The 12,631-nt window shown below is 68.4% G+C and carries 10 protein-coding genes and 1 pseudogene; 6 read left to right on the top strand and 5 right to left on the bottom strand.

Going from position 1 to position 12,631, the window contains the following annotated elements:
- Positions 1–219: 219 nt before the first annotated feature.
- Entirely contained in the window at positions 220–1,290 is a 1,071-nt protein-coding gene (locus tag KHP16_RS02170) for a helix-turn-helix transcriptional regulator (RefSeq protein ID WP_121491948.1), read from the top strand.
- Between the two features lie 41 nt (positions 1,291–1,331).
- Here KHP16_RS02170 and KHP16_RS02165 read toward each other — a convergent pair whose 3' ends face one another.
- From KHP16_RS02165 to KHP16_RS02145, 5 genes and pseudogenes are all read right to left on the bottom strand, one after another.
- On the bottom strand, positions 1,332–1,655 hold the full coding sequence (locus tag KHP16_RS02165) for an AzlD domain-containing protein (protein WP_109582772.1): 324 nt from the start codon (positions 1,653–1,655) through the stop codon (positions 1,332–1,334).
- Between the two features lie 8 nt (positions 1,656–1,663).
- Positions 1,664–2,509: an AzlC family ABC transporter permease gene (locus KHP16_RS02160; protein WP_283445837.1), complete on the bottom strand. Its 846-nt coding sequence runs from the start codon at positions 2,507–2,509 to the stop codon at positions 1,664–1,666.
- A 179-nt stretch (positions 2,510–2,688) separates the two neighbouring features.
- Positions 2,689–4,029 (bottom strand): MFS transporter, encoded by a 1,341-nt coding sequence (locus KHP16_RS02155; RefSeq protein ID WP_109582007.1) that lies wholly within the window; start codon positions 4,027–4,029, stop codon positions 2,689–2,691.
- Between the two features lie 36 nt (positions 4,030–4,065).
- Positions 4,066–5,396 (bottom strand): annotated as a pseudogene (locus KHP16_RS02150) (amidase family protein).
- Between the two features lie 273 nt (positions 5,397–5,669).
- Positions 5,670–8,639, bottom strand: a complete 2,970-nt coding sequence (locus KHP16_RS02145) for a DEAD/DEAH box helicase (RefSeq protein WP_211959503.1) — start codon at positions 8,637–8,639, stop codon at positions 5,670–5,672.
- 161 nt (positions 8,640–8,800) lie between these two features.
- On the opposite strand from KHP16_RS02145, the gene KHP16_RS02140 reads away from it, so the two are divergent.
- The 5 genes from KHP16_RS02140 (at position 8,801) to KHP16_RS02120 (ending at position 12,626) form a co-directional block, all read left to right on the top strand.
- On the top strand, positions 8,801–9,721 hold the full coding sequence (locus tag KHP16_RS02140) for a branched-chain amino acid transaminase (protein ID WP_109582010.1): 921 nt from the start codon (positions 8,801–8,803) through the stop codon (positions 9,719–9,721).
- Between the two features lie 69 nt (positions 9,722–9,790).
- Positions 9,791–9,985 carry a zinc-finger domain-containing protein gene (locus KHP16_RS02135; RefSeq protein ID WP_109582011.1) on the top strand — a complete coding sequence of 65 codons (195 nt, stop codon included), beginning with the start codon at positions 9,791–9,793 and terminating at the stop codon, positions 9,983–9,985.
- Between the two features lie 88 nt (positions 9,986–10,073).
- A complete protein-coding gene (gene waaF, locus KHP16_RS02130; protein WP_109582773.1) occupies positions 10,074–11,105 on the top strand; it encodes a lipopolysaccharide heptosyltransferase II in 1,032 nt (343 codons plus the stop codon).
- Positions 11,106–11,163: 58 nt separating this feature from the next.
- Entirely contained in the window at positions 11,164–11,604 is a 441-nt protein-coding gene (locus KHP16_RS02125) for a YybH family protein (protein WP_109582012.1), read from the top strand.
- On the top strand, positions 11,604–12,626 hold the full coding sequence (locus KHP16_RS02120; protein ID WP_115953762.1) for a YheT family hydrolase: 1,023 nt from the start codon (positions 11,604–11,606) through the stop codon (positions 12,624–12,626). Before KHP16_RS02125 ends, KHP16_RS02120 begins: the two co-directional genes overlap by 1 nt.
- The last annotated feature ends 5 nt before the right edge of the window (positions 12,627–12,631 follow it).

Genomic DNA, 12,631 nt, shown 5'->3' with positions numbered 1-12,631 from the left:
CGCCGTTGCCCCCGGCGGTGCAGTTCGAGTACTGTAGCGAGAAATGTATCCATAACGTCTGCAATGTCAGACAGGTGGGATGCCGGCCGGTAAAGCGAATGCAATTGAGAACAAAACGCGCGCGCGCGAGGCAGGAGGAAACGCGCCGCAGCGTCAAGAGGACAAAGACTCGGCGGCCGGCGGGCTTTCGTACAGCAATCGGTTTCCGGGGAGACGTTCATGCATGAGACGATCCGCGGTCTCTACGAGGGGATGCTGGACCGCACGGCATGGCGACGCAGCCTGAGATCGCTCTGCACAAAGAGCGACAGCGCGCAGGCCTCCATCATCGTCGTGGAGCACGTCAACGGTCACACGCGCGTGGAAGAAGTCGCGCATTCGGGTATCACGGACAGCGAACCGATCAGCCCACCGCGCGATCCGCGCGTGGGCCTGGCCGGCCCGTTGAGCGTCGGGCAATGGCAAATCGGCCTACGCCGCGCCTCCGGCGTGGCGCAACTCTTCGGCGGCGTGTCCGCGCCGCCGCTCATGACCTGCCTCGTTGACCGCAGTCCGCGGCGCGAGACCTACCTTTGCCTGCAGCGGCGGCCCGAACAAGCGCCCTATGACGCGGACGATGCGCAGTCGCTCGACTGGGCCGTGCCGCACCTGCGGCAGGCCATGGCGCTGTGCCAGCGCGCGCAGGCGGAAGCGCTGGCGTTGCGCGCCGCGATCGATGTCATCTCCCGGCTGCAGTACGCAGTGCTGGTGGCGCGCGGCAACGGCGCGCTGATCGTGGCCAACGCAGCGGGCGAAGCCTGGGCGCGGCGGCTGCTGCCGCAGGACGGCAACGCCGGCACGAGTGGATCCGGCGCGCATGGTACGGCGGGATGGCGCCTGTCGCGGCCATTACCGGAGGTGCTGCGGCTCGTATGCGAGACAGCCGCGCCGCCGCAGGCCATTCACGCGGCCGGCCACGAAGGCCGCACCGCACAAATCGTCATCGTGCCGATGCGGCCAGGCGGCGAGGTCAACGCCGCGCTCGTGGCCATCCACGAAAACCGCGGCGCGCCGATGACGATGAACACGATCCTGCGCGACCTCTTCGCCCTCACGCCAGCCGAGTCACGGCTCGCATCGCTGATGATGACGGGCATCGGCCTGCCCGAAGCGTGCACGCAGCTCGGCGTCAAGCGGGAGACGAGCCGCACGCAGCTCAAGTCGATCTTCACCAAGACGGGCACGGGCACGCAGGCGCAGCTCGCGCACCTGCTCACGCGGATTGGCAGCGTGCTGGCCGGCCCGGCTTGAGTTTCAGCGGCTCAGTGCAGCCGCTCAGTGCAGCGACCAGTTCACCCGATAAACCGCAGCGCGGTGTACACCGCCATGCCGACCGCAATCATTCCGACCATGCGTCGCGTGGCAAGGTAGAACAGCGTGGCCGCAATGCCGGCCATCATGCGATCGTTGGCGGGCGAAATCGTGAAGTGCCCTTCGAAGGTCAGCAAGTCCGGCAGGATGATCGCCGCCAGCGCGGCAGCAGGCGCATAGCGCAGCGCGCGCTGGATACGGTCCGGCAGCGTCACGCGTTCGCCCGCCATCAGGAACAGCGCGCGGGTGACGATCGTGACCGCGGCCATGCCGACCAGCGCGATCCAGATCTCCGTATGACTCAGGGGCGTAGTCATCGCGATTCTCCCGACTTGCCCACACCGCCCCCCACACCGCCACTCACCCCATTGGCGACCTTCCGCGCGCGGTTCCGGATGCGGATCGCGCGCAGCGTCGCGCGGTTGGCGAGCTCGTCGCTGGCCATGCCGGCGGCAATCGCCCCCACCACCGCGACCACGAGGCTGAGCCGGTACGGCAGGTCGAAGCACAGCAGCGCGAGCACCGACGACACGACCACCGCCAGCATCGTCGATCGCGACGTGATCGTCGCGATCATCACCGGAATCAGCGCCATCGTGCCCGCGAGGCCGAGGCCCCAGCTATCCGGAAACAGGCTGGCGAGCAGGATGCCGACGATCGAGGACGTCTGCCACATCGTGAAGTTGGTGAGCGCCATGCCCCAGAAGAATCCTTCCTTGCCGGGCACATGCCCGACCTGGCCCCCATAGCGCTGCATGAAGTAGACGAAGTGCAGGTCGCCGTTGAAGGAGCCCATCAGCGTCCGGCGCCAGAGCGGCATATAGCTGAAGTGCGGCTGCAGGGCCGCGCTGAAGATCACGAAGCGCAGATTCACGACGGCGGCGGTCAGCCACACCGTCCAGATCGGCAAACCGGCCGCGAACAGCGGCAGCGCGGCCAGTTGCGCGGAACCGGCATACACCAGCAGCGACATGCCGATGGCCTCGGGCACGGTCAGGACCGATTTGCTCATGGCCACGCCGGTGACCAGACCCCATGAGAACACCGCGGGAAGGGAGGGCGCGAAATAGCGCGCGCCTTCAAGGAAGCCCGTGCGCTCGGCCTCGGCAAAGCGATGCCAGAGGCGTTGCCACACGGGGGACGACATTCGGGGCGTCATGGCGAGATGAGAAGAAGGCGGAACGGCATCCGGTCTGATGCGGCGTTGCCGTCGGAAAGACCAACGGCCGCACGGGACGCGCGGCCGTTTGGCAGAGAAGCCATTATAGGCCTGTGGCGGTCGCTGGTAAGCAGCGACTTAAAAGCGGCCCGGAGAGTGTTGTTTCGAGGTCAAAGCAGTCAGGCGGGCTTCCCCGCCGGCGCCACCGGCGAAGGCGCGCCGGCCGGCTTTGCGGTATCGCGGTCATCACGCTCGTCGCCGCCGCCGGCCTCGCCGAGGTCGATGCCCGACGTCTCCGGCAGCAACGCCGCCGACACCATCACGAGCGCATAGCCCACACCCGCCACCATGGCGATGGCCAGCGCCAGCGACGTCCGGCCGCTGTTCAGCCAGCCCACGGCCAGCGGAAAGAACGAGCCGATCACGCGGCCGAGGTTGTACGCCACACCGTAGCCGGTGGCCCGCACACGGCTCGGATACGACTCCGAGATCGTCGCACCGATGCCCGAGAACACGCCCTGCATCAGCACGCCGAGCGGAAAACCGAGGAAGAGCATCGAGGTGTTCGACACGGGGATGACCATATAGATCATCGCCATCACGAACGCGCCGGCGGCGAAGGCGATGTAGGTCAGGCGACGGCCCCAGCGGTCCGTGGCATAGGCGCCGGCCACATAGCCGACCAGCGAACCGAGGATCGTCACGGCCAGGTACGAGCTGGTGCCGAACACCGACAGCCCGCGTTCGGTCTTCAGGAATGTCGGCAGCCACGTGGCGATGGCATAGTAGGCCCCGAGCATGCCGCCCGACAACAGGCTGCACAGCAACGTCTTGCTCAGCAGCGGCCGCCGGAACACGCGGGCCAGGTCGGCCATCGGCGAATCGTTGCCCCCGCGACGACCGCGCTCGGCGCGGCTCTTGAGGAAGACTTCCGGTTCCTCGAGGTTGCGGCGCAGATAGACGACCACCAGCGCGGGCAGGATGCCGAGGAAGAAGCAGACGCGCCACGCCACCTCGGGCTCGAACAGGTTGAACGTGATGGCGTACGCGATGGCCGCGCCGCCCCACCCGAACGAGTAGCTGCTGGCCGTGAACCCCGAATACTTGCCGCGATGTGCCGGATTGCGGATCAGCTCCGTCACCAGCACCATGCACAGCGACGACTCGCCGCCAAACCCGAGGCCTTGCAGCATGCGGAACACCATCAGCTGCTCCGGCGAATTGGCGATGCCGCACAGGAAACACGCCACCGCGAACACGATGATAGTCCACCGCAGTACGCGCACACGCCCGAACCGGTCCGCCAGCAGGCCCGCGCCGATCGCGCCGACGAGCGAGGACACCAGCGTCCACGTGACGATAGCCCCCGCCATCGACTTGCTCATGCCCCACTGCGCGAGCAGCGTGGAAATCAGGAACGAATAGATCATGAAGTCGAACACGTCGACCGCATGCCCCAGGAACGCTCCGTAGAACCCTTTGCGCTCCGCGCGCGACAACTCCCTGAACCAGTCCAGCATGATCTCCCTCCCCTGTTTGTCTTTCAGCGATGATGTTCAGGCCGGCGGCGGACGAAAGGCATGGCCCGCGTCTTCCAGCAGTTGCGCGAAGCGCAGCGACGTCAGGTCGCCATAGCGGCGCGCCACGATCTGCACGCCGACGGGCAGGCCGTCGCTCGCGGGTCCGATCGGCGCCACCGTGGACGGCAGGCCGCACAAACCGGAATGGCCCGCCCAGAACAGTTGAGACGTGAGGGGCAGCGGCTGGCCATTGACCGTGATCGTGCGTTGCCATGGCTCGCCGCGCTCGTCGATCGGAAACGCCGTGGTCGACGCCGCGGGACACAGCAGCACGTCGTACTCGCCGAAGAAGCGGTGCCATGCACGCGCGAATCCTTCGCGCGCGTGCTGCAGCAACAGCCATTGCCGATGGCTCAGCGTGGCGCCCGCGAATTGCAGCGTGGCGTAGTCGCCCGGCATGCTGTCGGCGCTGTCGTTGCGATCGTTGCCAACGTTGCGATCGTTGCCATGGGCGCGTGCCAGCGCATCGGCAAACGCCGCGTCGTCCATATAGAGCGAAGTGGTCGCGCGCAGCAGCAGCACGTACACGTGCCACAGGTGCGCGGCATCGAAATGGGGCCGGACGTTCCAGCGCACCCGCGCACCGGTGCGCGCGAGATCCTGCCCCAGCGTCTCGATGGCGCCGCTCACAGCGGCGTCGGCCTCGGCAAGCGGATGGGTGGGCAGCACGGCGACGCGGAAATCCGCCAGCCGCGTGTGTCCGCACGCCGGCAGGTCCATACGCCATGCCGGCGCCTCGGCGCTGTCCGGGCCGGCAATCGCGTGCAGGACCAGCTCGAGGTCGCGGGCGCTGCGGGCAATCGGGCCCGCCACATTGATGTCCTGCCCGGCGAACCCCGCCGGCGCGTTGCCGTGCCCACGCAGCGGCACGATGCCGTGGCTGCTCTTGTGCGAGAACACGCCGCAGTAGTGCGCGGGATTGCGCAGCGACGAGCCGATGTCCGAGCCGATGTCGAAATAGCTCATGCCCGCGCAGACGGCGGCCGCGCTGCCGCCGGAAGAACCGCCCGGACTCCGCACGTCGTTGGCCATCCTTCCACGTCGAATGATTCCTTGATCGAGAATGGCACCCCGTCGAGCAGTCCGCGCGCGCGTCCGGCCTGCCGCCGGGCGTCGCTCTTCGCTGCCGCTTGTCGCGCGGCATCGAAATCGGCCAGCACCATCGCATTGACCGCCGGATTGCGCGCCGCCCATGCCGCGTAGCAGGCTTCGGTCAGCGCCACCGCGGTGGTCTCGCCGTCGGCCAGCCGCGCGGCGGCGACATGCGCCGGCAACCAGCAGTCGGAAGTCGGCGCGTCTGAGGCGATGACGCGCGGCGAGATGGGGTCGGACACGACTTCGGGGGACAAGGGGGCTCCGGTCTGTTTTTGTGATTCGGTATACTATATTCCGATATCTACAAACCACAAGACCGGGTTTATGCGAGGACCTCGCTGCACCGCAACGGGCCAGAATCGCCGTCGGATGCGCCATCGGCGCGCATCGCCTGCGCCAAACCGGCGCGGAAAGCATGGCGCCCCGCACCAGCACGCACCAAGATACGCAATAAGTTGTATACCGTTTAGCGCGCCGCCATCCTCTCAGCGGCGCAGCAATCCCACAAGATCGTCGATATCGGGCAACGCCGCGTCCCTGCCCACCGCCTCTCCCGCGGTAGCGTCCAGCACCCCTTCCGCCAGCGCGCGCTTGCCGAGATGAAGATCGACGATGCGCTCCTCGATCGTGCCGGCCGTAATCAGCCGGTAGACCGTGACGGGACGGCTCTGGCCGATACGGTGGGCGCGGCCCATGGCCTGATCTTCGGCGGCGGGGTTCCACCAGGGGTCCGCGATCACGACGTAGTCGGCCGCCGTGAGATTCAGCCCGAAGCCGCCGGCCTTCAGGCTGATGAGGAAGACGTCGCCCTCGCCTGCCTGAAAGGCGGCCACGCGCCGCGTGCGTTCGTCGGCGGGCGTGGCCCCGTCGAGGTACTGCCACGCCAGCCCCGCCTCGTCGAGGGCCTGCCGCAGCAGCTGGAGGAAGTCGACGAACTGGCTGAACACGAGCGTGCGGTGCCCATTGGCGGCAAGCGTGGCGGCCAGATCGGCGAACGCCCGCACCTTCGCGCCCGCCTGCCCGATCTCCGGTGTCACCAGCCTCGGATCGCACGCGGCGCGGCGCATGCGCATCAGCTGCGCAAGGATGTGGATGCGCGCTTCGGGCTCGGGCAGCCGGGCGCGTTTCGCGCGGCGCTGGCCTCGTTCCTTCGGCTGCAGCAGCGCGCGCTCCGCTTCGGAGAGCGCCTGCCGCCGCAGCGCCTCGTAGTGCGCGGCCTCGGTTGGCTCGGGGGCGACGCGGATCACCAGCTCGGTGCGCGGAGGCAGTTCGTCGAGCACCTGCGCCTTGGTCCGCCGCAACACGAACGGCGCGATCATGCGGCGCAGCCGCGCACGCGGATCCCGCGCGCCATTGCGCTCGATGGGGTTCGCAAAATGCTCGTTGAAGCGGACGAGCGAACCGAGCAGCCCGGGATTGCAGAAGCGCATGACGGCCCAGAGCTCGGCCAGCCGGTTCTCCACGGGCGTGCCGGACAGCGCGATGCGGCAATCGGCCTGCAGCGCGAACATGGCCTGTGCCCGGCGCGAGGAAGGATTCTTGAACGACTGCGCCTCGTCCGCGACCACCGTGCGCCACGCGCGCTCGCAAAACGCCTTGCGCGCCTGCTGAAGCAGCGTATAGGAAACGATCACCACATCCTGCGGCCCGGCCTGTTCGACGATGGCGGTCCGATCGCCATCGGCATAAACGTGCACGCGCAGCGCGGGCGCGAAGCGGCGCGCTTCCGCGGCCCAGTTGCCGCAGACCGACGTCGGCGCCACGACGAGCGCCGGACCGTCCGCCGCGCGCGCGAGCAGCACGGCCAGCGATTGCAGCGTCTTGCCGAGCCCCATGTCGTCCGCCAGACAGGCCCCGAGACCGGCGTGGGCGAGCGACATCATCCAGCGATAGCCCTCCAGCTGATACGGCCGCAGCGCCGCGTCGAGCGTGGCGGGCACCGGCATATCGGCCTCGCGCGCCTCCCGTAGCCGTTTGATGCGCGTGCGGAAGTGCGCGTCGGGGTCGATGCCGACCCCCGCGAGCACGTCGTCGAGCCATGGTGTGGCGACGAGCGGCACACGGATGCCGTCGCGCACGGAGTCGCCAACCGCGGCGAGATCCCGCAGCCGATCGCGCAACTGGCGCGTCAGCGCAACGTACACCCCATGCTCCATCGCCATGAAGCGGCCCGCGTGGCCGTGCGCCCAGGCGACGAGCTTCTGCAGGGACAGCACGAGGCCCTCGGCCACATGGAGTTCGCCGACCAGCTTGAACCACTCGCCGCCTGTCTCCACGCTCACGGCGAGTTGCGGCAGATCGGCCGGTATCACCCGGATCTCGCGGCCCCGGGGCCATTCCAGATCGATCACGCCATCCAGTCCCGGCAGCGTCTCCACCACCGTGAGCGCGTCCTCGGGATCGTCGAGCGTCCAGACCAGTTCGCCGCCGCCCGGTGCGTGCCGCACGAGGCAAGGCAGCGCGTTGAATACCTCCGCCACGTGCGTCAGCTCGGCGTCGAGGTCGCGGCGCGTCGTGAGCGTTTCCGCGCCGATGGTCGCCATCAGCTGCGCGCGGCCGTGTCCGGGCGCCAGGCGCGGGCCCATGGCGCCCAGCGGCGTCACGACCAGCCGCAGGCTGATGCCCCGCCCGACCGGCGCCACTTCGGCACGCAGGCGCGATTCCGGATCGCGTTCGCGCGCGTCGCCGGCGCCATCGGCATGGATCTGGAAATGGCCGGCGAGCGCCCGCAGCGTGCCGTCCAGCCGCGCCTGCGCGCTGGCGGGGACAGCGAGCCCATCGGCGATCAGCCGCGCCGCGGCCTGCTGGGCGGGTGTGAACCGCACAATGCGCAGGCGGCGCGGGCCATCCTGCAGCACGGTGATCTGCCGCAGCGCCTCGGCTTCCTGCCGCGCGGCGGCGGGCAGAAAGTCCTCCATCGCGCGTGCCTGCCGCGGGGGCGGCACGATGCGGAGCACGAAGCGGTCTTCCTCGCGCACCGCCTCGAGCGCGGGCGAGGACTCCAGCACCTCCACGGGCACCGTCGGCGCATGCGCCAGCACGACGGCCGGATGGCCAACCAGCGCCATGATGGCGGCCGCGCGGTCCAGCACGTACCGCCGGTTGCGGGAGGCGTCCCGTCGCACGGCCTGCGCCACGCGCGCATCCCACGGCGGCAGCGTGACGTCCTCGGCCACGCGGGCGAGCGGCACGGGCCGGGGCTTGCCCCAGCCGCGCGCGCCCCAGGATTGCTCCATCGGCTCGATCGTGCCCACCTCGCCTTCCGCGTCGAACGTGAGCGCCCAGATCAGGCGCCGTCCGGCACCGGGGGCTTCCGGCGCCGCGTCGCCGCCGGCCAGCGCCTGCAGCGCCCCCAATGCCGATTCCCAGCAGTCTTCGGCGGGGGGCCTATCGGTGGCGGCGTCGGGGGTGGCGTCGTTGTTGGCGGGAACGGGAAGCTCGGGAGTCGGTCGCACGCGTGCGCAGGACGGGTCGGGAAGGTGCGATTGTAGAACGGCAGCGGGGGTGCGTACGGGCAGGGCATGGCCGGTGGCTCGCGAGGCCCCGCGTTGGCACGCAAGGCCTCGCGGCTTACAATGGCGATCTTTCGAATTTTCTGGTGCTCAGGAGAACAACCATGTCGATGGCGGATCGCGACGGCAAAATCTGGATGGACGGCAAGCTGATCGAGTGGCGCGACGCCAAGATCCACGTGCTGACGCACACGTTGCATTACGGCATGGGCGTGTTCGAAGGCGTGCGCGCGTACAAGACGCCGGAAGGCACGGCGATCTTCCGCCTCAAGGAGCACACGCGCCGACTGTTCAATTCGGCCAAGATCTTCCAGATGGAGATGCCGTTCGACCAGCCGACGCTGGAAGCCGCGCAACGCGAAGTGGTGCGCGCGAACAATCTGGAGTCCTGCTACATCCGCCCGCTGGTGTGGATCGGCTCCGAAAAGCTCGGTGTCTCCGCCCGCGGCAACACGATCCACGTGGCCATCGCCGCGTGGCCGTGGGGCGCCTACCTCGGCGAGGAAGGCATGGAGCGCGGCATCCGCGTGAAGACCTCGTCGTTCACGCGCCACCACGTCAATGTGTCGCTCGTGCGCGCCAAGGCTAGCGGCTACTACATCAACTCGATCCTGGCCAATCAGGAAGCGACGGGCCTCGGCTACGACGAAGCGCTGCTGCTGGACACCGACGGCTACGTCAGCGAAGGCTCGGGCGAAAACGTGTTCATCGTGCGTAACGGTGTGATCTACACGCCGGATCTGGCCTCGTGCCTGGACGGCATCACGCGTGACGCCACGCTGACCATCGCCCGCGACCTGGGCATCGAGGTCCGCGAAAAGCGCATCACGCGCGACGAGATGTACTGCGCCGACGAAGCGTTCTTCACGGGCACCGCGGCCGAAGTCACGCCGATCCGCGAGCTCGATGACCGCGTCATCGGCGAAGGCCGCCGTGGCCCCGTGACACAGCGCATCCAGGAAGCGTTCTTCGCCGCCGTCGGCGGCACCGATGAAAAGTACAAGAAGTGGCTGACGCTGGTCTGAGACCCGCGCGCCTCACAATTGTCCCTATTGCCAACCACCCTGGCTAACACCCCCGCAACTGGCAACACCATGACCCAGACCGCCACCGTCGTCGAAATCGGCGCGGAAGACATTCCGCTGCACTGCCCCACCGGCAATACGCCCGCCTGGAACTATCATCCGCGCGTGTTCCTCGATGTCGCCGATACCGGCGAGGTGAAGTGCCCGTATTGCGGTACCGTGTACAAGCTCCGGCCCGGTACCGTGGTGAAGGGTCACCACTGAACCGCGGCCTCGTCCCGCGCTCCGCATTACTGGCTGGCAACCGGCATGCCCGGTTAGCCGGCCGTTGCCGCTGGCGCCGCCGTCATTCATGAAGAAAGCCCTCGTCATCGCCCCCAACTGGATCGGCGACGCGTTGATGGCCCAGCCGTTGTTCTCGCTGATCAAGGCCCGCCATCCGCGTCTGGAGATCGATGCGCTCGCGCCCAAATGGGTCGCGCCGGTCCTGACGCGCATGCCCGAGATCAGCCGCGTGTTCCCGAGCGACCTCGCGCACGGCAAGCTGCAGCTGTCGGCACGCCTGATGTTCGCTCAGCAGCTCAAGAACGAAGGCTACGACATCGCCTACGTGCTGCCGAACTCGCTGAAGTCCGCGCTCATCCCGTGGCTCGCCGGCATTCCGCTGCGCATCGGCTATCGCGGAGAAGCGCGCTTCGGCATGCTCAACGTGCGGCATGCCAACCCACCGCGCGACAACCGGCCGCCGATGGTCGAGCACTACGCGCGCCTTGCGCTCAAACCCGGCGCCCGCCTGCCCGAGGACCTGCCCGAGCCGCGCCTGCGGACCGATCCCGCCCGCATGGCGGCCACCGCCGCGCGCTTCGACATCGCGCCGGGAACCCGCGTCATCGCGTTCTGCCCCGGCGCCGAGTTCGGCCCGGCCAAGCGCTGGCCCGCCTCGCACTTCGCGGAACTCGCGCAGATGCTGCGCCGCTCGTTCCCGTACGCGCAGATCATCGCCCTGGGCTCGGGCAAGGATGCCGAGATCGCCGACGCGATCGTCGAGGCCGCGCCGTTCGTGCGCAATCTCTGCGGCCAGACCTCGCTCGACGATGCCGTGGACCTCCTCGCGCTATCCGAAGCCGCCGTCTGCAACGATTCGGGCCTGATGCACGTGACCGCCGCGCTCAACCGCCCGCAGGTCGCCGTGTATGGTTCCAGCGATCCCCGCCATACCCCCCCGCTGTCACAGGCAGCGAGTATCATGTGGCTTCAGCTCGAGTGCAGTCCCTGCTTCAAGCGCGAGTGTCCGTTGGGACACCTGCGTTGCCTCAAAGATATCGGACCCGAGATGGTGTTCGTCGAGCTTCGCAAGCTGTTGCAACGGTCCCTGCGTCCGTGACAGCGGTCCGAGACGACGCCGCAGACACACCCGCGCCCTGACTCCCTGACACGCCACCATGCCACGTTTCGCCCGCCTGTTCGATTCCGCCGAAGACATCGTCGAAGCCTTTCGCGAAGCCATGAAGTTGCGCGATGCGGACGGTGCGCTGCGGCTCTGGCTCGACGAGGATTCCGTCACCTGCGTCCTCCCGGACGGCCAGCGGCTCATCGGACACGACCACCTGCGCCAGGCATTCACGACGCTGCTGGACACGCAGCCCGTGCTGATCGACGCGATCGAGACCAGCAGCCACGCGTCCCTCGGCGTGTCGATCTTCGACGTGACCGAGGCCCTGCGCTTTGGCGCGGACCGCGTCGAGGCGGATCTCTACGTGCATACCACGTACGTGCTGATGCAGAACCACGAGGGCTGGCGCCTCGCCCATATCCACTGCAGCCCCGCCAATGCCGTGCAGGTGGCCACCGTCGCCGCCGCACCGGGGCAGGCGCTGCACTGATGGCCCCGGCGCAGCCGGCAACGCTGTTCGGCAGCGATTTCCACACGCCCTGGTGGCTGCGCGGCGGCCATGCGCAAACGATTCTTGCGGCACGCTTCACACGCCATGCGCGGCTGACTTTCCGGCGGGAACGCTGGGACACGCCCGATGGCGACTTCATCGACCTCGACTGGACCACGCACGCGACGGCGCCCGACGCGCCGCTCGTGGTCATGTTTCACGGCCTCGAAGGCGCCTCCGACAGCCACTACGCGCAGACATTGATGGACGCGCTGCGCGCGCGCGGATGGGCGGGCGTCATTCCGCATTTCCGCGGCTGCTCGGGCGAGATCAACCTCGCCCCGCGCTTCTACCATTCCGGCGATGCCGCCGAGATCCGCTGGGTCCTCCAGCGGCTGCACGCGATCGATCCCGCGCGCCGCATGCTCGTGGTCGGTATCTCGCTTGGCGGCAATGCGCTGCTGCGCTATCTCGGCGAGGACGGCAATGCCGCGGGCTTCGTGTCGGCGGCGGCGTCCGTCTCCGCGCCGCTCGACCTTGCCGCTGGCGGCGCGGCGCTCTCCCGTGGGTTCAACCTCGTCTATACGCGGATGTTCCTGCAGACGCTCAAGCGCAAGTCGCTCGCGAAGCTTGGCCAGTATCCGGGACTGTTCGACCGCACCACGATGCTTGCGAGCCGCGACCTCTACGCGTTCGACAATGTCGTCACCGCGCCGCTGCACGGCTTTCGCGATACCGACGACTACTGGCGCCGTGCCGCGAGCAAGCCTATCCTCGGCGAAATACGCGTGCCGACGCTCGTGCTCAACGCGCGCAACGATCCCTTCCTGCCCGGCCATCATCTGCCTGGCCCGGCGGACGTCAGCGATCATGTGGTGCTCGACCAGCCCGAGTACGGCGGCCACGTCGGCTTCATGACACCACGCGCCGGCCTGCTCGGCCAGTTGCCGCTTCTGCCCGTGGCCGGGCACCTCGACTATCTACCCGCGCGCATCCTGCGCTTTTTCGACAGCGCGGCATAACAGCG

Origin of the sequence: Cupriavidus plantarum (genome assembly GCF_905397285.1) — a bacterium.
GTDB lineage: Bacteria > Pseudomonadota > Gammaproteobacteria > Burkholderiales > Burkholderiaceae > Cupriavidus > Cupriavidus plantarum.
This window is presented reverse-complemented; position numbering and strand designations above follow the sequence as displayed.

Excerpts from the sequence above, each read along its gene's own strand:
- KHP16_RS02120 (WP_115953762.1), top strand. The coding sequence starts at position 11,604 with ATGGCCCCGGCGCAGCCGGCAACGCTGTTCGGCAGCGATTTCCACACG.
- KHP16_RS02155 (WP_109582007.1), bottom strand. The coding sequence starts at position 4,029 with ATGCTGGACTGGTTCAGGGAGTTGTCGCGCGCGGAGCGCAAAGGGTTC.
- KHP16_RS02135 (WP_109582011.1), top strand. The coding sequence starts at position 9,791 with ATGACCCAGACCGCCACCGTCGTCGAAATCGGCGCGGAAGACATTCCG.
- KHP16_RS02140 (WP_109582010.1), top strand. The coding sequence starts at position 8,801 with ATGTCGATGGCGGATCGCGACGGCAAAATCTGGATGGACGGCAAGCTG.
- KHP16_RS02125 (WP_109582012.1), top strand. The coding sequence starts at position 11,164 with ATGCCACGTTTCGCCCGCCTGTTCGATTCCGCCGAAGACATCGTCGAA.
- KHP16_RS02170 (WP_121491948.1), top strand. The coding sequence starts at position 220 with ATGCATGAGACGATCCGCGGTCTCTACGAGGGGATGCTGGACCGCACG.
- waaF (WP_109582773.1), top strand. The coding sequence starts at position 10,074 with ATGAAGAAAGCCCTCGTCATCGCCCCCAACTGGATCGGCGACGCGTTG.
- KHP16_RS02160 (WP_283445837.1), bottom strand. The coding sequence starts at position 2,509 with ATGACGCCCCGAATGTCGTCCCCCGTGTGGCAACGCCTCTGGCATCGC.